This is a genomic window from Caballeronia sp. LjRoot29 (assembly GCF_964252755.1).
Taxonomy (GTDB): domain Bacteria; phylum Pseudomonadota; class Gammaproteobacteria; order Burkholderiales; family Burkholderiaceae; genus Caballeronia.
This window is the reverse complement of record NZ_CAXUPU020000029.1, coordinates 39262-60134: the sequence shown is the minus strand read 5'-3', so window position 1 is coordinate 60134 and position 20873 is coordinate 39262. Positions and strand designations below refer to the sequence as shown.

At 57.2% G+C, this 20873-nt stretch carries 21 protein-coding genes; 8 read left to right on the top strand and 13 right to left on the bottom strand.

Going from position 1 to position 20873, the window contains the following annotated elements:
- Nucleotides 1–126 precede the first annotated feature (126 nt).
- Nucleotides 127–1278: an MFS transporter gene (locus ACSQ83_RS26280; protein WP_436230153.1), complete on the bottom strand. Its 1152-nt coding sequence runs from the start codon at nucleotides 1276–1278 to the stop codon at nucleotides 127–129.
- 92 nt (nucleotides 1279–1370) lie between these two features.
- Nucleotides 1371–2096 (bottom strand): hypothetical protein, encoded by a 726-nt coding sequence (locus ACSQ83_RS26275; RefSeq protein WP_436230152.1) that lies wholly within the window; start codon nucleotides 2094–2096, stop codon nucleotides 1371–1373.
- 132 nt (nucleotides 2097–2228) lie between these two features.
- Here ACSQ83_RS26275 and arsH point away from each other — a divergent pair, with 132 nt between their 5' ends.
- Both arsH and ACSQ83_RS26265 read left to right on the top strand, forming a co-directional pair.
- A complete protein-coding gene (gene arsH, locus ACSQ83_RS26270) occupies nucleotides 2229–2999 on the top strand; it encodes an arsenical resistance protein ArsH (RefSeq protein ID WP_436230151.1) in 771 nt (256 codons plus the stop codon).
- Between the two features lie 5 nt (nucleotides 3000–3004).
- Nucleotides 3005–3334, top strand: coding sequence for an ArsR/SmtB family transcription factor (locus tag ACSQ83_RS26265; protein WP_436230150.1), 330 nt, complete (start codon nucleotides 3005–3007; stop codon nucleotides 3332–3334).
- Nucleotides 3335–3411: 77 nt separating this feature from the next.
- On the opposite strand, the gene ACSQ83_RS26260 is transcribed toward ACSQ83_RS26265, so the two are convergent.
- The 8 genes from ACSQ83_RS26260 to pstS form a co-directional block, all read right to left on the bottom strand.
- A complete protein-coding gene (locus ACSQ83_RS26260; RefSeq protein WP_436230149.1) occupies nucleotides 3412–3756 on the bottom strand; it encodes an ArsR/SmtB family transcription factor in 345 nt (114 codons plus the stop codon).
- A gap of 70 nt (nucleotides 3757–3826) precedes the next feature.
- Nucleotides 3827–4558 (bottom strand): phosphate regulon transcriptional regulator PhoB, encoded by a 732-nt coding sequence (gene phoB / locus ACSQ83_RS26255; RefSeq protein ID WP_436230148.1) that lies wholly within the window; start codon nucleotides 4556–4558, stop codon nucleotides 3827–3829.
- A 17-nt stretch (nucleotides 4559–4575) separates the two neighbouring features.
- A complete protein-coding gene (gene phoU, locus ACSQ83_RS26250) occupies nucleotides 4576–5280 on the bottom strand; it encodes a phosphate signaling complex protein PhoU (RefSeq protein WP_436230147.1) in 705 nt (234 codons plus the stop codon).
- 9 nt (nucleotides 5281–5289) lie between these two features.
- On the bottom strand, nucleotides 5290–6084 hold the full coding sequence (gene pstB, locus ACSQ83_RS26245; protein ID WP_436230146.1) for a phosphate ABC transporter ATP-binding protein PstB: 795 nt from the start codon (nucleotides 6082–6084) through the stop codon (nucleotides 5290–5292).
- Nucleotides 6077–6865: a phosphate ABC transporter ATP-binding protein PstB gene (gene pstB / locus ACSQ83_RS26240; RefSeq protein WP_436230145.1), complete on the bottom strand. Its 789-nt coding sequence runs from the start codon at nucleotides 6863–6865 to the stop codon at nucleotides 6077–6079. The genes pstB (ACSQ83_RS26245) and pstB (ACSQ83_RS26240) overlap by 8 nt, the downstream gene beginning before the upstream one ends.
- Nucleotides 6852–7712 carry a phosphate ABC transporter permease PstA gene (gene pstA / locus ACSQ83_RS26235; protein ID WP_436230144.1) on the bottom strand — a complete coding sequence of 287 codons (861 nt, stop codon included), beginning with the start codon at nucleotides 7710–7712 and terminating at the stop codon, nucleotides 6852–6854. Before pstA ends, pstB (ACSQ83_RS26240) begins: the two co-directional genes overlap by 14 nt.
- A complete protein-coding gene (pstC, locus tag ACSQ83_RS26230) occupies nucleotides 7709–8740 on the bottom strand; it encodes a phosphate ABC transporter permease subunit PstC (protein ID WP_436230143.1) in 1032 nt (343 codons plus the stop codon). Before pstC ends, pstA begins: the two co-directional genes overlap by 4 nt.
- Nucleotides 8741–8800: 60 nt before the next feature.
- A complete protein-coding gene (pstS, locus tag ACSQ83_RS26225; RefSeq protein ID WP_436230142.1) occupies nucleotides 8801–9820 on the bottom strand; it encodes a phosphate ABC transporter substrate-binding protein PstS in 1020 nt (339 codons plus the stop codon).
- Nucleotides 9821–10070: 250 nt separating this feature from the next.
- On the opposite strand from pstS, the gene ACSQ83_RS26220 reads away from it, so the two are divergent.
- Nucleotides 10071–10586: an arsenate reductase ArsC gene (locus ACSQ83_RS26220; RefSeq protein WP_436230141.1), complete on the top strand. Its 516-nt coding sequence runs from the start codon at nucleotides 10071–10073 to the stop codon at nucleotides 10584–10586.
- Nucleotides 10587–10588: 2 nt separating this feature from the next.
- The gene (gene arsB / locus ACSQ83_RS26215) at nucleotides 10589–11656 is read left to right on the top strand and encodes an ACR3 family arsenite efflux transporter (RefSeq protein WP_436230140.1); all 1068 of its coding nucleotides are present in this window, start codon (nucleotides 10589–10591) and stop codon (nucleotides 11654–11656) included.
- Between the two features lie 801 nt (nucleotides 11657–12457).
- Here the strand turns inward: arsB and ACSQ83_RS26210 are convergent.
- Genes ACSQ83_RS26210 through ACSQ83_RS26200 form a run of 3 tightly spaced genes read right to left on the bottom strand, consistent with a single transcriptional unit; the run spans nucleotide 12458 to nucleotide 16045 of the window.
- Nucleotides 12458–13807 carry a sigma-54-dependent transcriptional regulator gene (locus ACSQ83_RS26210; protein WP_436230139.1) on the bottom strand — a complete coding sequence of 450 codons (1350 nt, stop codon included), beginning with the start codon at nucleotides 13805–13807 and terminating at the stop codon, nucleotides 12458–12460.
- The gene (locus ACSQ83_RS26205) at nucleotides 13804–15267 is read right to left on the bottom strand and encodes an ATP-binding protein (protein ID WP_436230138.1); all 1464 of its coding nucleotides are present in this window, start codon (nucleotides 15265–15267) and stop codon (nucleotides 13804–13806) included. The genes ACSQ83_RS26210 and ACSQ83_RS26205 overlap by 4 nt, the downstream gene beginning before the upstream one ends.
- A gap of 7 nt (nucleotides 15268–15274) precedes the next feature.
- Entirely contained in the window at nucleotides 15275–16045 is a 771-nt protein-coding gene (locus ACSQ83_RS26200) for a substrate-binding domain-containing protein (RefSeq protein WP_436230137.1), read from the bottom strand.
- 283 nt (nucleotides 16046–16328) lie between these two features.
- Between ACSQ83_RS26200 and ACSQ83_RS26195 the strand changes: the two genes are divergently transcribed.
- Genes ACSQ83_RS26195 through moaA form a run of 4 tightly spaced genes read left to right on the top strand, consistent with a single transcriptional unit; the run spans nucleotide 16329 to nucleotide 20865 of the window.
- Complete coding sequence (locus ACSQ83_RS26195) at nucleotides 16329–16862, top strand: arsenate reductase (azurin) small subunit (protein ID WP_436230136.1); 534 nt, start codon at nucleotides 16329–16331, stop codon at nucleotides 16860–16862.
- Between the two features lie 12 nt (nucleotides 16863–16874).
- The gene (locus ACSQ83_RS26190) at nucleotides 16875–19352 is read left to right on the top strand and encodes an arsenate reductase (azurin) large subunit (protein WP_436230135.1); all 2478 of its coding nucleotides are present in this window, start codon (nucleotides 16875–16877) and stop codon (nucleotides 19350–19352) included.
- Between the two features lie 56 nt (nucleotides 19353–19408).
- Nucleotides 19409–19738, top strand: a complete 330-nt coding sequence (locus tag ACSQ83_RS26185; RefSeq protein WP_436230134.1) for a c-type cytochrome — start codon at nucleotides 19409–19411, stop codon at nucleotides 19736–19738.
- A 26-nt stretch (nucleotides 19739–19764) separates the two neighbouring features.
- Nucleotides 19765–20865: a GTP 3',8-cyclase MoaA gene (gene moaA, locus ACSQ83_RS26180; protein WP_436230200.1), complete on the top strand. Its 1101-nt coding sequence runs from the start codon at nucleotides 19765–19767 to the stop codon at nucleotides 20863–20865.
- The last annotated feature ends 8 nt before the right edge of the window (nucleotides 20866–20873 follow it).

Below are 20873 nucleotides of genomic sequence, written 5' to 3'. Positions count from 1 at the left end.
CGGGTCAGGAAGTAATCCGAATGCCCCTTACCTTTTCTTTATCGGAAGCAGCGACGTCGATATCACCGTCGCACTCGGAGCCCGTGAAGTCCGGCGACACTCACCGTCGCAACTCCTCGTCGTTTCTCAAGCGCGTTTCCGTGTCGCTCGGCCGTCGCGTGACAGCCACATTGCGATCACAAATGCGAAAGCCGAGATACACGATACGACAAGGATCACCGTTCCGGCGAGAGAGTAGTTCTGATGGATAGTCCACAACGCGGCAGCCGAAATGGGCGCGACCCCTTTCGCGATATTGGATGGTGTCGACAATAGGCCGCTGACCGCGCCGTAACCTTCGGTCCACATGACATCCTGCACGATCGTTCCGCGCAGGATCGTCATCATCCCATTGGCGCCTCCGTAAATAAGGGCAAACAGCATCAGGAGGCCAGGCGACGCTCCCGCGCATAAAAGAACAACGACCGAGACGGGAAAAGAAATCGTAACGATAATGCCGATAAGCGCTGGACGTACATTGCGGCCAACTGCAAACCACAACGCGCGCGCGGCGACCTGGGCCGGTCCGATGACTGCCATGGTCGCCAAGATCAAACCAGAGCCGGCATGCCGTTCAACCAAAAGCGGGACTAAATGAAAGGTCAAGGCTGCGAACGCGGCGTAGTACGCAGTGAAGCACACGCTCAAGCCCCAAAACGTGGGCGTGTGCAAGGCCCGAGCGGTCGAGGCCTGCGCCTCTGATTTAAGGCGCGCTTTCTCGGCGGTACTGCGCGCTTGGCCGGGGTTTCCCTTGACTGCGGTGAGGTGGATAGGCAGACAAACCACCAGGTTGATTGCTGCCAGCGCGATGAGGGCGTGCCGCCAGCTGAGCCAACTCACAAGACCTTGTGTCAGCGGAATGAAGAGCGTGCTCGCGAAACCGGCAACGAGCGTGATCAGTGTGATCTTGGTGCGAAACGTTGTCGGGTAGTCTCGCGTTACTACCGCGAACACCGGGTCGTACAGTATTGCGGCCATCGCGACACCCAGACCGATCCAGACGACGAAAAGGCAGGCTAGACTCTGCGCTTGTGACCAGAGCAATAACATCGCGGTAGCGAGGATCGAACCGGCAACCATCACAAATCGTCCGTGACCTCGGTCGATCCAGGCCCCGATCGGGTAGGCTGCCAGGCCCGAGACAAGCAGCCCGACTGAGAGTGCGCCATTGGTCCACGTACGACTCCAACCCATCGTGTGCTCCATCGGCACGACGAATAGCGAAAAGCCGTAATACACGGAGCCCCAGGAAACGAGTTGAGCAATCGCGAGTGCCCACGTGGCAACATTTTCGTGCTCGGCGTACCTGCCCCAACGATTCGACAAAGTATTCACTTCGGGCCAGCCCCCGTTACGTCAGTTCCCGCGTTCGTAGGGGCGATCCGGAAGGCGTTGCAGCAAAAAAAACGGGGAGACATCAAGTCGCTCGCGATGACCTCGGCGAGGCGCTCCTCGCGTAGCGGTGCATCAAAGGCGTCGCTTTCAGCGGGCCCAGCTAAGTGACCGGCGGACAGCAGGCCGATTCCTTCGCGAGTGCAGAAAGAAGTGAGTTCGTTAAGCTTATAAAGACCGCGAGCGGCCGCTAGCATATTCACGCGAAGAAACGACTTGCGATTGACCAGCGTCACATAAAATGTGACGCCCTCCTCAGCAAGCTGATTGCGGGTTCGCAAGAATGCGGTCTGCCAATCACAGGGAGGAAATCGGAACAAGACGGATGCGTCGAGCAAAAGCACTGCTGCGCTCGCCGCACCACCCCTTACAAAGCGCAGGAGCTCAAGCCGACCGACGCCCGTCGTGATGAGTAACGAGTCGACCGACCTTCCCGCTGTATGACCGAGCGAGCGCGATAATGCTGTTGCGAAGGCGCGGAAATCGCCAGTCCCTCGACTAGACGCAGAGCGGCCGGCGAGAAGGCCACGACCCACAACCGAGCCTTCGTTCGCGGCACTCGAGGACGGGTTGAGTCGAACCGCAACGAACGCCCGCATCGACTTGCATTCAATATCACCGGAACTCGGCAATAATTGACAGACGGTCTCTCTATCATTTGTCATGGTTCGCTCCCAGATCCTTCTCACGCCAAGGTGCACGGTCTGTCGGACGCCGAAAGGGTCCGCCCCGCACTTGCTAAATTACTACATTTCCATATAATTGGAAATATGAAATTTTCGCCTGGATACATCGCTATGTCATCTAAATCGCGCATCACTGATAATTCAATGCCTGCTGCAAAGCCTGACTTCCTGGACGGCAACATTGCCAAACGCCTGGGCATGCCGGACGCGTCACCGCCGAAAATCTTGCTGCTCTATGGGTCGCTGCGTGAGCGCTCGTTCTCGCGTCTCGCTGTGGAGGAAGCCGCGCGCCTGCTTGAGTTCTTCGGTGCTGAAACCCGAATCTACGACCCGCGCGGGTTACCTTTCCCTGATGATGTGGACTGCAACGAGCACCCCAAGGTGAAGGAGCTTCGGAACCTCTCAATCTGGTCAGAAGGCCAGGTCTGGTGCAGCCCCGAGCGGCACGGCACCATCTCCGGCATCATCAAGACCCAAATTGACCATCTGCCGTTAGCGATGGGCGGCGTCCGCCCCACTCAAGGGCGCACACTCGCTGTCATGCAAGTGAGCGGCGGTTCACAAAGCTTCAACTCGGTAAATCAGCTTCGCCAGTTGGGGCGATGGATGCGCATGTTCACCATCCCCAACCAGTCGTCAGTGGCAAAGGCGTATGAGGAATTTGACGAGCACGGACGAATGAAGCCGTCGGCCTACTACGACCGCATCGTTGACGTCATGGAGGAGTTGGTGAAATTCACGCTCCTCTTGCGCGGGAAGGCGGATTACCTTGTTGATCGATACAGTGAACGGGTCGACGAAGGTCGTCCCATAGATCCCCGCACGGACCTCGCGGCATTGGCGGGCGCTGAGGAGATGGCAATCACGGACCAAAGGGAGTGAGCGTCATGAACGCTATGGACAGCAAGCTGGCGGTGAAGGCGCTTGCGGCGCTTGCGCAGGAAACGAGATTGGCCACGTTCCGATTGCTGGTCACCGCAGGGCCCGAAGGGATGAGCGCGGGAGCAATTTCAGAAAGCTTGGGGTTAGCCGCGCCTACCCTGTCTTTCCATCTGAAGGAATTGGCCCATTCTGGCTTGATCGAGGGCACCGCGCAGGGGCGATTCGTGATGTACCGCGCGCAGTATGGACACATGCAGGCGCTTATCGACTTCCTGATGGAAAACTGTTGCGCAGCAGAAGGACTGGGCTGCGCAGCCAAGGATGCGGTAGCGTAGGGTCTGTTTTCCTTCAGCGGCTATCGGTGAACCCCGCGATCAACGCAGCCGCAGCACAAGCGCGTTCGCGAAACCGTTCAGGCGGTCACCGGCTTGCACTTCACCTTTTTGCGAGGCGTGCAATTTGCTGAGTCCACTCCCTCACAGCAGTTCTCGGTTAGAAAGCCGATCAGGTCGTTCACGTGATTGATCTCTGGGGCATAGTAGACAAAACGGCCCTCTTGGCGGGAACTCACCAAGCCCGCATGCGTGAGCTCTTTCAGGTGGAACGAAAGCGTCGCGCTGGCCAGTTCCAACTGCTCTTGAATGACCCCCACGCTCACCCCATCCGGACCTGCGGTAACCAACAGGCGAAAAATCCCCAGGCGCGTGGATTGCGCGAGCGCCGATAGTGCTTTGATTGCGTCTTTTTCCTTCATCATGCCGTTGACTCGTCAGAATTCAACCAACGATTCTACAGCTATCGAGATGTCAATTGCATGACACTTTTGTTTAAGCCGCTTTTGCAACACTCGCGACCGTCGGGTGCGCGGTTGACAGCCGATATCCGGATCCGCGGACGGTCTCGATCATCCCTTCGCCGTGCGCTGGCCGAAGCGCGGATCTTAAGCGCTTTACGTGCACATCGACCGTGCGTTCTTCGATGAACACGTGGTCGCCCCAAACCTGGTCGAGCACAAAGGTCCGCGAGTGAACCCGTTCAGGATGAGTCAGGAAAAAATGCAGTAGCTTGAACTCCGTTGGGCCAAGGCGCAGCGGAACCTCAATGCCATCTACCATCCCGAAGACCCTACGCGTGGCCGGGTCCAATCTAATCCCGTTCATGATGACCGGATCGTCGGTCAGTTGCGGCGCCCTTCTTCGTAAAACTGCCTTGATCCGCGCCAACAGTTCTTTCGGCGAAAACGGCTTCGATATGTAGTCGTCGGCGCCCGCTTCAAGACCTTCCAGGCGGTGGTATTCCTCGCCACGGGCAGTGAGCATAATCACCGGTAGATCGCGTGTTCGAGGATCGCTCCGGAGATCTTTCAAGAACGTCAGACCTGATTGGTCCGGTAGCATCCAGTCCAGAACAATGATGTCTGGAAGCACGTCGGAGATTATCTCGTTGGCTTTGGCCACAGTGAACGCCGCGAGCGGAAGATAGCCCGCATGTCGGGCATTAACCGAAAGTATTTCGGCGATCGCCGGTTCATCTTCAACGAAAAGTATGGTTGCGGGCACTACCTTTCCCCTTATCCTTAGCCCAACGCTTCGCGCTCCAGCTGCTCACGCGACACATGGCGTACGTCGGTGCCTTTGACGACATAGATGATGAATTCCGCGATGTTCGTCGCGTGGTCACCAATCCGCTCAATTGCCTTCGCGATAAATAGATAGTCAAGTGCGACCGAAATCACACGCGGGTCTTCCATCATGTAGGTAATCAGTTTCCTCACGAACGCTTTGAATTGCTCATCGATCGCGTCGTCCTCGCGGATGATGTGGGCTGCCGCCACGGTGTCCAGACGAGCAAACGCGTCAAGCGCACGGTGAAGAACGGAAATTGCCATGTCACCAGATTGTTTGATTTCGGCTATGTTTATCGAGCGGGCCGCTGGCTCACTCGAGATACGTCGGGTTCGTTTGGCGATTTTCCTCGCCTCGTCGCCGGCGCGTTCGAGATTTGTGATCGTCTTTGAAACGGCCATTAAAAGACGCAGGTCTCTCGCGGCTGGCTGACGACGGGCAATGATATTGTTGATCTCCTCGTCAATGTCAACTTCCATTGTGTTCAGTCGCCGCTCGTCTTCCATGATCCTCTCCACCAGATCGAGATCAAAGTCGTTTAATGCCCGCATGGCGCAGTCGATTTGCGACTCAACCAGCCCCCCCATAGCGAGCAATTTGCTGGACACCTGATTTAGATCGGCATCGAACTGGCTCGACAAATGTTTATCCGTCATGGTGACTCCTTAGCCGAAGCGGCCGGTGATGTAGTCTTCGGTCGCACGTTGCTCTGGCTTCTTAAAGATTTTCTGTGTCAGCCCGAACTCGACGAGCTCACCCATGTACATGTATGCGGTGTAATCCGAGCACCGTGCGGCCTGCTGCAGGTTGTGCGTGACGATGACCACCGTATGATCATCCTTCAACTCGAGCACCAGTTCTTCGATACCCGCAGTCGATATCGGATCCAGTGCCGAACATGGTTCGTCCATCAACAGCACGTCAGGACGCATGGCAATGGCGCGCGCGATACACAATCGTTGCTGCTGGCCACCGGACAAGCCGTACCCACTCATGTGAACTTTGTCTTTCACCTCCTTCCACAAGGCGGCTCGGGTCAATGCCCACTCGACACGCTCGTCCAGATCTGACTTGGAAATGGACTCGAATGCCCTCGGTCCGAAGGCAACGTTTTCGTAGATTGACATCGCGAACGGGGTGGGCTTCTGAAATACCATTCCGACGTTGGCCCGATGAAACGTTACGTCCTCTTTCGAGGTAAGCACGTTCGCACCGTCTATCCGAATTTCGCCTTCAGCCCGCTGCTCTGGGTAAAGGACATATATCTTGTTGAATGTCCTAAGAAGCGTCGACTTTCCACATCCCGACGGACCGATGAACGCGGTCACGCGCTTCTCGGGAATAGAAAGATTGATGTCCTTGAGCGCATGAAATTTGCCGTAGAAGAAGTTCAGATTTTTAACTTCTATCTTCGTGGCCAGCTCTGCATCAATGTCTGGCTTGGGAGCAAGCTCAACCATAGAGACCTCGGACGTAGCCCTCGGTAAGCTTCTCGCGTGGTTTACTGAATATTTGCTCGGTCGTTCCAAATTCGACGAGCTTGCCCAAGTGCATAAACGCCGTATTTTTTGACACCCGAGCGGCCTGCTTCATGTTGTGTGTGACCATGACGACCGTGTAATTTCGTTTCAGAGTCTCCAGCAACTCCTCGATGCGGCCCGTGGCGATCGGGTCCAATGCCGAGGTCGGCTCATCCAAGAGAAGGACCTCAGGATCAACCGCGATGGCGCGGGCGATGCACAGGCGTTGCTGCTGACCGCCCGATAGAGCGAGGGCACTTTGGTCGAGCTTATCCTTCACTTCGTCCCAGAGCGCACCTTGCCGCAAAGCGAACTCCACCCGCTCGTCCATCTCCGAGTGGTTGAGCGACTCGTGATGGCGGATCGCCAGGGCGATATTTTCGTAGATGGACATCGTGAAAGGCGTCGGCTTTTGGAACACCATGCCGACCTTCAGACGAAGCGCACTCAGTTTGAAGCTGGGGTCAAGGATGTTCTGGCCGTCCAGTTCGACCGCACCTTTAGCAGCCTGTCCAGGATAGATCGAGTACATCCGGTTCAGCACTCGCAGCAAGGTTGACTTCCCGCAACCGGATGCTCCAATGATCGCGGTGACCTCTCTGTCGGGAAAGTCGACGTTCACGTCGAACAGCGCCTGACGGTGGCCGTAGTGAAAGTCGAGGTTACGTACGCGAATGCGCGTGGTGTTTGTACGGGCTGATGGCATCTTAACGGGGGGCATGAGCGCGGCCGAAGAAGGTGCGCGACAGGATTGCCAGCGCAAGAACGAAAATCGTCATCAAGAAGGCCCCTGCCCAAGCTAGAGCGTGCCAACTGTCGTACGGGCTCATCGCATACTGGAATATGACCACCGGGATATTGGCCATCGGACCGTTCGGCGTGGTCGTCCAATACTGGTTGTTGAGCGCCGTGAACAGAAGCGGCGCCGTCTCACCGCTGATGCGTGCCACCGCGAGCAGAACACCGGTGACAACGCCCGAACTCGCTGCTTTCAACAATATGCGCGAACTGATTTTCCAGCGAGGGATGCCGAGTGATAGTGCCGCCTCGCGCATGCTGTCCGGTATCAACTGAAGCATCTCGTCGGTGGTCCGAATGACGACCGGGAGCATGATGATCGCAAGCGCCACCGCACCTGCCCATCCCGAGAAATGCCCGACCTGCCTGACGATGATCTCGTACGTGAACAGACCAATGACAATCGACGGCGCGCTCAGCAAAATGTCGTTCACGAAACGGATGACCGCGCCGAGGCGGGTTCCGCGCGCGTATTCCGCTAAGTAGGTACCGGCCATCAATCCAAGCGGCACCCCGATGACGGTGGCGATGCCAATCATGGTGAAACTGCCATACAGCGCGTTGAGTAGGCCCCCATCTTGGCCGGGAGGCGGTGTCATTTGCGTCACCAAACTCGGCCGCAAGGCAGCGGCACCATTGATGACCGTCGTGACAAGGATCCAGGCGAGGAAGAAAAGACCAAAGAGCGTCGAGCCGACCGATAACAGGAACACCACATTGTTGGTGAATCGCCGCCGGCGGAGTTTTCTCATGTCGAAGCCTTGCATCATTTCGCTCCTTCCATTCGGTTCAATCTCATCAACAGCAATTTCGCGAACGCGAGCACGATAAAGGTCACAACGAAGAGGACGAAGCCCAACGCGATGAGGGACGACAAGTAGATCGGAGAGTCGGCTTCCGTAAATTCGTTGGCAAGCGTTGCTGCGATTGAGTTGCTCGGATTCAGCAAGGACACGCTGAGATCGTGCGCATTACCCAAGACGAACGTGACCGCCATCGTTTCACCCAGCGCGCGCCCCAACCCGAGAAATATGGCGCCGATAACTGCCGAGCGCGTGTACGGCAGAATCACCTTGCGCATGACTTCCCAGCGCGTCGAACCAAGGGCAAAGGCCGACTCTTTCAGTACCTGGGGTGTCGCCGAGAACACGTCGCGCATCACAGCACTGATAAACGGAATGATCATGATGCCTAGGATGATGCCGGCCGGAAGCATGCCGAGGCCGATGGGCGCGCCCGAGAAAAGTGGACCGATGAGCCACTTGTTACCGAGGTGATCAATGAGCCAAGGCTCCACATGGTCGGCCAGGACGGGCGCGAACACAAATAGGCCCCACATCCCGTAGATGATGCTGGGGATAGCGGCGAGTAGTTCAATCGCCGTGCTGATTGGATTTTTCATCCAGGTCGGCGCGATCTCGGTGATAAAGATCGCGATACCAAAGCTGATCGGCACCGCAATGAGGAGCGCGAGGAAGGAGCTGACCAGCGTCCCGTAAATGGGAATGAGCGCGCCGAATTTGTGCGCTACGGCGTCCCAGTCGGTACTCACGAGGAAGTGCCAACCGAATGTTTGGAAAGCCAAGCGTCCGCCCCATAACATCGAGACGGCGATCCCTGCCAATAGAATCAGGACGAAGATGGCTGCTGCAGCAGCGGTATAGCGGAACAAGCGGTCCGCCAGTTCGTCGGGCAGACGGCGCACGCGGGTGCGGAAGGTTAATTCGGTGCCGAGCATGTCGCCGGCGCGACGCTGGCGAGGGACGTCGTTTGCTAACTCTTCAGCAGTCGGGGGCATGACTCATCCTTGACGGCCAGCGCCGAGCGTGCCGCCGGCGCTGGCTGAGTTCACTAGCAGTTAGAACTTGAAGTTCGTGGACCAGTACGTTTCAATTTGCTTGACGAGCGGAGGGGGAAGCGGAACATAGTCGAGCGACTGCGCTTGCGGCTGTCCCTTCTCAAGCGCCCATTTGAAGAACTCAATCGCTGCTTTCGACTGCGCAGCATTTTTCGGCTGCTTGTACATGATGATGAACGTCGTGGCCGTGATCGGGTAGGCATCCGGCCCACTCGCGTCGGTCATGACCAGATCGAAGTCGGTCGAGTTTGTCCAATCAGCAGTCGCGGCTGCGGCCTGGAAGCTCTTGCCGTTGGGTTCAACGAAGTTTCCGGCCTTGTTTTGAATCGAGGCGTACGTCATCTTGTTCTGAATGACATACGCATACTCGACATATCCGATCGAGTTTTTGAGCCGATTCACATACGCAGCGACGCCCTCGTTGCCCTTGCCGCCAACGCCCACGGGCCAGGCAACCGACGTACCCTCACCTACCTTCGATTTCCAGTCAGGACTGACCTTGGACAGATAGTTGACCCAGTTGAAGGTCGTGCCTGATCCGTCCGAGCGGTGAACCACCGTGATGTTTGCGCTTGGCAGGCTCACACCCGGATTTACCTTCACGATCGCCGGATCATCCCACTTCGTAATCTTTCCAAGATAGATGTCGGCCAGCAGCGCACCCGTAAAGCGAAGCTTCCCTGGGGCCACGCCCGCGATATTGACGACTGGCACGACACCACCGATGACGGAGGGGAACTGGCCCATCTCCTTCTCCTTCAGGTCAGCTACCGACATTGGCATGTCGCTCGCACCGAAGTCGACAGTCGCTGCCTTAATCTGCGCTATACCGCCGCCCGAGCCGATCGACTGGTAGTTCACCTTGTTGCCAGATGATTGGTTATAGTCGGACGACCATTTGGACAAGATCGGATAGACAAACGTCGAACCGGCCCCCGTTATGTCTGCCGCATGTGCGGCAACAGCGAACGTGGCGGCGAGCGCAGCGCCTGCGAGACGTTGCACGAACAACTTATTCATTTTGGTCATCCTCAGTGGTTGCTGATATCTCGATAACTCTAGATACATTACGACTGTCGGGATTCTGAGTATAGTTCGTGACAAAGATGTGACAAGGCAGGTCTTGATGAATTTTTCGTGACACCACGCCTTGCCAGCGCGGAGTGAGGCATCGTCACGCCTGTAGCATTGCCAAGAAACGTCATTTCCATTATATTGGAGATGTGGACATAATGCCGCGGTAGCGGCTCCTAAGCACTCTGGAGCACTTATGGCTGATAGCCAGAAACACAACGTACTCTTTCTGTGTACGCATAATTCAGCGCGGTCTATCCTCGCGGAAGCCATCTTGAATGACATCGCCGGGGACCGGTTCATGGCATATAGCGCCGGCAGCCATCCGGGCAGCCAGCCTAATCCGCTCGCGATCGACCTTCTTCGCTCGCGCGAAATACCCGTCGATAACCTGCGAAGCAAAACCTGGGACGAGTTCGCAGCGGAGGGCGCTCCTCACATCGACTTCATTTTCACCGTCTGCGACAACGCGGCCGGCGAGGTGTGTCCAATTTGGCCGGGACATCCCGCCAAGGCGCACTGGGGCATTCCTGACCCGTCTTCCGTTCAAGGTACGGATGAGGAAAAGCGCAAAGCGTTTCTGACCGCGTTTATTCAATTGCGCAAGCGCATCGACCTGTTCGTGAACCTGCCGCTCGACAAGGTCGACCGACTGGAAGCGCAAGAACAGATCCAGAACATCGGTACGACGTTGAGCGCGAAAGGAGAGTAACGATGGCCGAAATGCAGGCAGCAGCATGCGATGCAAAACCGGCTCGAATCGGTTTCTTTGAGCGTTACCTTTCCGTGTGGGTTGCGCTTTGCATCGTCATGGGCATCTTGCTGGGTAAAGCAATTCCCGGTGTTGTGCAAACGGTGTCCGGGCTCGAGTTCGCTCACGTGAATCTGCCTGTCGGCGTGCTCATCTGGGTGATGATTATCCCCATGCTGTTGCGCATCGACTTCGGCTCGCTGAGCAAGGTCGGCAGTCAGTGGAAAGGCATCGGCGTAACGCTCGTTATCAATTGGGCAGTCAAGCCTTTCACGATGGCGTTTCTCGCCTGGGTTTTCGTGCGTCACGTGTTTGCTGCGTGGTTGCCGGCGGCGCAGCTAGACAGCTACGTGGCGGGCCTCATCTTGCTGGCCGCAGCGCCATGTACGGCAATGGTCTTCGTATGGAGCCAACTGACGAAGGGTGACCCGTACTTCACGCTCTCGCAGGTGGCCCTGAACGACCTGATCATGGTGTTTGCGTTCGCGCCAGTTGTTGGCCTCCTGCTCGGCATATCGAACATCACCGTGCCGTGGGACACACTGCTAACGTCCGTGGGGCTGTATATCGTCATTCCCGTCATCATCGCCCAGATACTTCGGAAGCTCCTTCTGCGCGGCGGAGAAGTGTCGTTTCAGCGTGCGCTCGCAAAGATCGGCCCGTTTTCGATTGCGGCACTGCTACTTACTCTCGTGTTGCTCTTCGCGTTTCAGGGTGAACAGATTGTGGCGCAACCATTGGTTATCCTGCTGCTGGCGGTACCGATTCTGATTCAGGTAGTGGTCAACTCGTCGCTTGCATACCTTGCAAATCGCCGTCTAGGCGTATCGCATGAGGTCGCGGCACCCTCCTGTCTCATTGGCGCGTCGAACTTCTTTGAGTTGGCGGTTGCGACGGCGATCAGCCTCTTCGGGCTCAAATCGGGCGCGGCGCTCGCCACGGTCGTGGGCGTGCTCATCGAAGTGCCGGTGATGCTCGTCGTCGTGAAAGTTGTGAACTCATCCCGAGGCTGGTACCTGCGAAAATCGTAATCTCAGCGGCCGCCTCTATGTCGAGAGGCGGCCTTCGTCTTCACGCGTCCTCCACGGCATGTTGTGCAATCCGACGCCTGCGCATCCCCTCTCCGGCACGGCCATTGAAACCGCCCGCGACTGCGGACAATGCCTCGCCAACCTCGCATTGCCCGCTATCTCGGCAAACCATGCGGCGCAAATATAACTTCGGCAGTCGGGACGTCGCCGCCCTGAGCCTATACAGCGGAAATTGCATGACTGAATTGACACCGCAAACGTGGCCACTTAGCCCAATGGAAGGCCGCTAACAGGCTTTCGCCCTAGCGGAACACGGGCCTAAGCGCGGACCGAAGCACGTGCGCGAGAGCCGCCCTATTGAACAAGAGGATGCCGAACCGCCAATATGCCGCCGCGCACACGATGGCCAGGTTCGTCGACGGATAAAATCATGTGGAACCAACGTTGGTGGACCAACTTTCTTTGGGGTCCATTTCGGCTGGCATTGGGGCTCGCGCAAATGCTTTTTGCACTTGTGAGCGTGTATTTCCTCGCCGTTTCCGGGTTTTCTAATTCCACGTTCATTTCAGCCTCTATCGCAGGAATCGCCACGTTGCTCAGCCGGCTGCTGTTCCGCGGTCGCAAGGATCCTCCTTGACCGCCGCTCGGCTAACTGCGCCTCGTCACTTGCCTCAGGCACCCCACGCTTTTCCAGTGGCGGGCGCATCGCATCGTGAATGCCACAAACTCGGCCCGTCAGAGCGTCCAACTGACTTCGCGAGACATCCGTCGTCGGTCTCGTCCTTGAGGCTCTCTCCTGCGTCACTTCACTTCCGAATCGGGTTCCGAGATCCGGTGTCGGCGCATCCTCTCCCATAGACTCTTACGTGATATGCCAAGCGCCGCAGCTGTTTCAGCAATACGGCCTTCATGTTGAACCAGCGCGTTCTTGATATACAGGGTTTCGCATTTGTCGATATATGCGGACAACGTGGGTACGTCCTCGTTATCATTATTCTCATCGCCGGCAGCGTCCTCAACGAAGACATCCGAAGGCATCAGAACAACGTTTCCCGCGAGGAGACAAGCCCGCTCCAAGCGATTGCAGAGTTCACGAACGTTGCCGGGCCATCTAAAAGCTATCAGCGCTGCTTCGGTCGCCGGGTGCAACTCTTTGGGCTTCTCATCATTCGTTGCAGCATACGATTGAAGGAACTGGCGCGCTATCCACAAGATGTCGTCGGTCCGCTCGCGTAAAGCCGGGACACGTAACATCACGACATTCAAACGATAGAACAGGTCCTCCCGAAACCGTTTGTTCTCAACCGATGCTTTCAGGTCCAAATGCGTTGCACATACCAATCTGAAATGGCACTCGGTGTCGCGCTCGCCACCTACGCGACGCACCCGCTTCTCCTGAAGCACCCGCAGCAGCTTGACCTGCATCGCGAGAGGCAGGTCGCCAATCTCGTCAAGAAACAGAGTTCCGTCATGCGCGAGCTCAAAAAAACCCTTCTTCTGACGTTCGGCGCCCGTAAAAGCGCCCCTCTCATACCCGAAGAACTCCGCCTCCATCAGCGTTTCTGGCACGGCGCCGCAATTGACCGCGATAAATGGCTCGGTTTTGTCACCCGCAGCCACGTTGTGAATGTGCCTCGCCAAAACCTCTTTACCCGACCCGGACTCGCCGCTAATCAGAATTGACGATGCGCGCTTGGCCACCCTCGGCACGGCATCGGCGAGCTTGCGCATGGCAGCCGACACTCCAAGCGGACTGTGAGCCGGCATAGCCTGCTCCGGGATGTATGCGGTGGCCAGCGCCTGAATCTTCAGGACCAGTTGCCCGATGTCAAATGGCTTGGTGATGTAATCTGCAACGCCCAACTTGAGCATGGACACAGCACTATCGATTGAGGCGTATGCCGTGACGAGGATGAACGGCGGCACCTTGGGCATCGTTTCCGCGAGGCGCTTATAAAGGTCATCGCCGGAAAAATCGGGCAATCGCACGTCACTGACGATAACCGCATAGCCGATTCGTGTAATCGCTTCGAACGCGGCCGCCGCGCGAGTATGCCAATCGACACAGAAGCCCTCCAGTTGAAAGCGTTCCACCATGGACTCCCCCATGATGGGATCGTCTTCGACCAGGCATATCCTTGAGTCGCTCATGCTGCGTCTCCTGTTCTCATTGGAAGCACGACTTCGAAAATCGTTTCTCCAGGCTGGCTGCTCACGGATATCGTCCCGTTCAACTGCGTCACGATTTGATAACTGACCCACAAGCCAAGCCCGTAGCTCCGAACCCCGACGCTCTTTTGATTCGGTGAGTACGGCTCGAAGAGGTGGTTCACCACCTCGTCAGGGATATGCTCACCCGTGTTCGAAACTCTCACCAGCAACCCCGACTCACGCGGCTCTGCAAGACATTCAACCGTGCCTCCGACTTCGGCAGCTTTAATCGCGTTGAGCAAAAGATTGAGAACGAGTTGCCGCACGAGTTGAGATGGGAGTGGCACTTCGTGCTCGGGCACACACCATCGCAGTTCAATGTGCTTCGACGCTAGCTGCGCGTGAGTGAGGATCTCTAGGTCAGCCCAGTCGGCCGGTTGTACTGCGGGTGAGTCGAGGCGGGCTTCCAAAAGCAGAGCGCCGACGGTCGCGCGGATCTGGGCCAAGCCGCGCTCTAGCAGGCCGAGCGTTCTGCTAGTAAGTCCATCGGGCACCCCGTGTTTAACGAGCGTGTCGACGGCGTTGATGAGTCCACCGAGTGGGTTGTTGATTTCGTGTGCGATGCCGGCAGCTACCCGACCCACCGCAGCAAGTCTTTCCGCCACTACCATGTCACGCTCCAGTTGCCGCTTTTCCCCGAGTTCATCGAGCATCTCCCGGAAGCTCGACGACAGTGCGCCGATTTCGTCGCGCCCGGTCGCAGACACCTCTTGCTTCAATTCCTCGAGCTCGTCTTTATGGACCCGCGCCATAGCGCTGCTGAGCCGATGGAGCGGCGTAGCCATGCGATTTCCCCACCACCAACCAATCGGAAGCAAAACAACCAAACTCAAGACGTTCAACGCCACCATTCGGAGGAGGAGCGTCAATATTCCATCGCGAAGCTTTTTAGTGTCGTAGGTGAGCGCTACAACGCCCAGCGGACTGCCATCCTCTGCAAGAACGGCCTGCGCTGCAACGATATTGTCGCTTGCTAGTACGCTCGGAAAACTGAAATAGAAAGATTGAGGCATCGCACGGACGTAGCGCACGCCCGCTCCGATCGATGGCGCCAAGGTCGCAACTTGGGACAGCGTCGCGTAGTACTTCGGATCCGTCGCCGCATAGACCCGTCCGCTCGAGTCAAAAACGATCAGTTCCTTGAGAGGATTGTCCGGTTCCTTCGCGGCAACCGGGGCGCGAATCACCTCGAAAACTCTGAACAAATCGTCGCGCATCATCGAGTCTCGGACGGAAAGTGCCGTGACGTTCGCCAGATTACGTGCGCCACTCTCCACGTTGCGACGTGCGTCGGACAACGCGAGTGCAATGAGCACTGCAGTTACAGCAAATTCAGTAAGCAGGATTGCCAGCGTCAGGGCGACTGGAATCTTGTACCGATAGCTGACGTTTTCCAGCATGGCGACCTCAGGTCGGCATCGTGTTGGACAGCTTCACGAGACCGCGAATTCCATTGAACACAGCGTCATCGGCGATAACAAAGCGATCTAAGTTCAGGCGGGACAGTAAGTCGCGCCCGTCGGCATCCTCGGTCATTGACAGCAGTGCCGCTTGCAGGCGCGCATACGTCTCGACGGACAAGCTGCGACGAGTAACGATCGGCGGAAACCCGTACTCGGGAGAACGCCACGCAACTCGCACGCCGGATGCCGCCTCGGGTATCTGCTTAGCTAGCGTGTCGAAAACATAGCCGTCGATTTCCCCGGCGGCGGCCAGACCTGACGCGACCGCTTCCACCACCTTCCGGTGGGCGAACGTGAAGAACGCCTTGCTGAAAAATCGACGCGGGTCGATACCGTGCCTGATCAGTTCGGTCCTCGGGACGAGATAACCGGAATTCGACTGCGGGTCGCTGTAGGCGAAAACTCGGCTGCCCAATTCGACGATGCTGTTCGTTGAGGTATCCGAAGTCGGAACCAGGAGGTACGACCTGTATAGAGGCTTACCCTGATACTGAGGCACGACCAGAAGCTTCATCCGGTCATCATGCTCGACGTACGGATAGCCACATACCCATGCGAGGTCCAGTTGGTCCGCTAACAACAAGTCCGTAATTTCGCCATAGCTGCCCCGCTGCACGAACTGCACTTCTTGATCGAGTTGCTCCTCGAGCCGCGAGCGCCACTTCGCAAGAAGGCGCACCTGGTTGTCGAGAAAAACTGCAGTTGTGCCGAACAAGATCTTCCGCTGCGACGCAGCATCCTTAGAAAAAGCCGGCTTGCACGCAGTAACAATGCCGGCACCCGCGGCGCAAAGTATCCTACGTCGGCCGTTACTCAACGGTAACCCTTGCATATCCCCGCCCCCTCTTGCCGTTACCGTCCCGAAACTTATTCCCATATCTCTAGCGACGTGGAATCGTTGGGTGCGGCTCTGCACGGTGTTTTAGTGATTTTGGCATAGAGCTTGCCCTAGCACTCCCGATAGTAACGGTTGCCCAAGTGGGTATCAAGGAGCAGGTATGTCGAAAGAAACCATTACCCGGCGCACCTTTTTGAAGGTCGGAGGTACCAGCGTTGCGGCAACTGCTGCGGTGATCGTGAGGCCAGCGTGCGCCGCAGCGCCAGCTGCCGTGGCGGCCCCGCAGACGAGCCATACGCTACTACCATACGTCCCCAAAATGGTTGCCAGTGCGGGGCAACTCGCGCAGGGTACGCCTCTGCAGTTCACGTATCCAGACGCGTCTTCGCCTTGCGTTGCAGTGAAACTCGGCGCTGCCGCACCCGGTGGCGTTGGCCCGAACAAAGACATCGTGGCCTATAGCGTGATGTGCACGCACATGGGATGCCCCGTGGCCTTCGACTCTGGGACCAACACCTTCAAATGCGGTTGCCATTACAGCATGTTCGATGCCGAGAAATCCGGGCAGATGATCGCCGGCCAGGCGACGGAAAACCTGCCCCGCATTCGACTCAGCTATGACGAGAAGACCGGAAAGATATCGGCAACCGGCATCGACGGCATGCTATACGGCCGTCAAGCCAACGTACTCTAATCAGGGGGCGACATGGACAACCAAAACGACCGCATCACGCTGCCACCAGTGAATGCGCAACGCACGAATATGACCTGCCACTTCTGCATCGTAGGGTGCGGGTACAACGTCTTCAAGTGGCCCGAGAATGAGGAAGGAGGCCGCGGCCCGAATCAAAATGCATTGGGCCTGGACTATACCAAGCAGCTCCCGCCGTTCGCCGTGACGCTCACGCCCGTCATGACAAACGTGGTTGCCGATCGCGATGGCAGTCGGCACCGCATCATGATTGTTCCAGACAAGCAATGCGTCGTGAACAGTGGACTCAGTTCAACTCGTGGCGGCAAGATGGCCACTTATATGTACAACGCCGATGGCCTCACGCGCGATCGCCTAAAGAGTCCTCGCTTGTATGCGGGCGACCAATGGGTCGATACCGACTGGGATCACGCGATGGCTATCTACGCAGGGGTACTGAAACGAACGCTGGACAAGGACGGGCCAAGTGGCATCGTCTTCTCGGCCTTTGACCACGGCGGTGCCGGCGGCGGATTTGAGAACACCTGGGCAACTGGAAAGCTCATGTTCACGGCGTTGCAGACCCCAATGGTGCGTATCCATAACAGGCCTGCGTACAACTCGGAGTGCCATGCCACGCGCGAGATGGGCATCGGAGAACTCAACAACTCGTATGAAGACGCCGAGCTCGCTGACGTCATTATGGCCGTTGGCAACAATGCATACGAGACTCAGACTAACTACTTCCTGAATCACTGGATTCCAAATCTGCAGGGAGGTACCGCCGACAAGAAGAAACAAAGGTTCCCCGGCGAAGTGACGCCCGCGACAAGAATTATATTCGTCGACCCTCGTCGCACGCCCACGATCGCGATCGCTGAGAACGTGGCGGGAACCGCTAAAGTCCTGCATCTAGACATTCAGCCCGGCACTGACGTCGCGTTGTTTAACGGCTTGTTCACCTATGTCGTTGAGCAAGGGTGGATTGACAAGGACTTTATCAGCCAGCACACCAACGGCTTCGACGCGGCGGTTCAGACCAACCGCATGTCGCTGGAGGATGCCAGCAAAGCCACAGGCGTCCCTGTCGAGAAGCTGCGTACCGCCGCTGAATGGGCGTATAAACCCAAGGCTTCGGGCCAGATGACGCGCACGATGCACGCCTATGAGAAAGGCATCATCTGGGGCAATGACAACTACCTGATTCAATCGTCGTTGGTTGACTTGGTGCTGGCGACGCACAACGTTGGGCGCCGCGGTACAGGTGTCGTCCGAATGGGTGGTCATCAGGAGGGATATACCCGTCCGCCGTACCCCGGCGATTCGAAAATCTACATCGACCAACAACTCATCCACGACAAGGGGCGCGTGATGACTTGGTGGGGTAGCAACAATTTCCAGACCAGTAACAATGCGGAAGCACTGCGCGAGGCGGTCCTGCGTCGGTCGCAAATCGTCAAACAAGCCATGCAAAAGGCGAAGGGAGCAACGGATGCCGAGATGGTCGACGTCATCTATGACGCGACCAGCAAGGGCGGCCTCTTCGTGACTTCCGTAAATCTCTATCCAACGAAGCTTGCCGAAGCGGCACACCTTATGTTGCCGGCAGCGCATCCAGGAGAAGCTAATCTCACCTCGATGAATGGTGAGCGACGGATGCGCCTATCCCAGAAGTTTATGGACCCGCCTGGAAGTGCGATGCCTGATTCGCTCATCGCTGCACGAATGGCGAACACCTTGAAGGCAATGTACCAGGCCGAGGGCAACGCATCCATGGTGGCCCGGTTTAGTGGTTTCGATTGGAAGAGCGAGGAGGACGCCTTTAACGATGGGTTCAGACAGGTCGGGCAACCAGGTGTCGGAAAGATTGATAGCCAAGGTGGCGACACCGGCAACCTCGTCACCTACGAACGTCTGCGTGTGGCGGGAAACAACGGCGTGCAGTTGCCGGTGAAGGAGTACACCGGCGGCAAGCTGGTCGGGACAGAGATGCTCTATACCGACTCGAAGTTCGACACGCCTGACGGCAAGGCGCAGTTCAAACCGGCGCCATGGAACGGCCTGCCGAAAACTGTCGCCCAGCAAAAGGAAAAATATCGCTTCTGGATCAACAACGGCCGTAACAACGAGGTTTGGCAGACCGCGTACCACGACCAATACAACGAGTTCATACGGGCGAGATACCCGATGGCGTACATTGAAGTCAATCCAGACGATGCGAAGGAGCTGAATCTTGCCGCTGGCGACATTGTCGAGGTGTTCAACGACTTTGGGTCCACCTATGCGATGACGTATCCAACGCCCGAAATCAAGCGAAATCAGACCTTCATGATGTTCGGGTACGTGAATGGCATCCAGGGTGACGTGACTACCGACTGGACGGACCGCAACATCATTCCTTACTACAAGGGTACGTGGGCCAACCTCCGCCGAGTAGGCTCCATGGAAGACTACAAACGAACTGTGAGCTTCAAGAGCCGCCGTTTTGCATAGACCTCACTACGCCGCGGGCAGGGATGCACGCGGCTTTTTTATCACGGGACGATTCGATGAAACGATTGCTCGCTGTTTGTCTGACTGCGTTTGCCACTACCCACGCATTTGCAGATGTTGATGCTGCAAAAGCGCAAGGCATCGCTAGCAAAAACATGTGCTTCAGCTGCCACGCTGTCGACCATAAGGTCGTCGGTCCGGCCTATCACGATGTCGGCCTGAAGTACAAAGGGGACGCCGACGCCCTTGCCACCCTAACGAAGAAGGTCAAGAACGGCGGCTCAGGTGTTTGGGGCCCCATGGCGATGCCGCCGAACCCGGGCATTAGCGACGCTGACTTACGGGTTGTATTGACATGGGTGTTAGCCGGTGCGCCCACTCAGTGACGCGACAAGGCGGCTCTATGTCATCAATACTGCACCGTATTATCCCGATATCGGACATGCGATTGCTGCGGCCCGTGATAGCAGGCGCGCCGCATTTGGCAGGACTCGCAACTGACCAACTGCGCCGTCCCCTGCGGGACCTCCGAATCTCACTGACAGACCGGTGCAACTTCCGTTGTTCGTACTGCATGCCGAGCGACGTGTTCGGCAAAGAGTATGAGTACTTGCCGCGGGACCGAATTCTATCGTTCGAGGAAATCGAAACGGTCGCGACGGCAGCAATCGCAGCAGGCGTCGAGAAGCTCCGGTTGACCGGTGGTGAGCCGTTGTTACGCAAGGACATTGAGCTCTTGGTCGCACGGCTCAGCACGCTTCGCACACCGCTCGGTCGTCCAGTAGAAGTGACTCTAACGACCAATGGCTCGCTGCTACGTCGTAAAGCTCGCAGCCTGCGCGATGCCGGGATGAAGCGTCTCACCGTTAGCCTGGATGCACTCGATGCGCAGGTTTTCACGGCCATGAGCGGTTCGACCGTTGACATAGATGTCGTCCTCGATGGAATCGATGCGGCCATCGAGGCCGGCATGGAAAATATCAAGATAAACACGGTCATCCAGCGAGGCGTGAACGAGGACCAAATCATTCCGATCGTTCGCCGATTTCGTGGGACGGGCGTAACGCCTCGGTTCATCGAATACATGGATGTGGGCGCCACTAATCGGTGGAACATGCGGGAGGTCGTGCCGTCCGCAGAACTGGTCGAGCGCATCGACAGGGTTTTCCCGCTTGCGAGTGACGGAGTCCGATCAGATCGCGCGACGTCACGCACGTTTCAGTTCGCAGACGGCATGGGCAGCGTAGGGTTTATTTCGAGTGTCACCGAGCCGTTTTGCGCAGATTGCACCCGCCTTCGCCTCACGGCAGACGGGCGACTCTTCACGTGCCTTTTCGGCGCTGAAGGATTTGACCTGCGCCCCACGTTGCGGCGGTGCGCAGGTCCAGAAGAGATTCAGCAAGAAATTCGGAACCTCTGGCGAGCGCGCAGTGACCGATACTCGGAAGAGCGGGGGAAGGAAACGGGTAAGTCGGAACAGCGCCATGCTGAAATGTCGCTGCTCGGTGGCTGACAACGCTT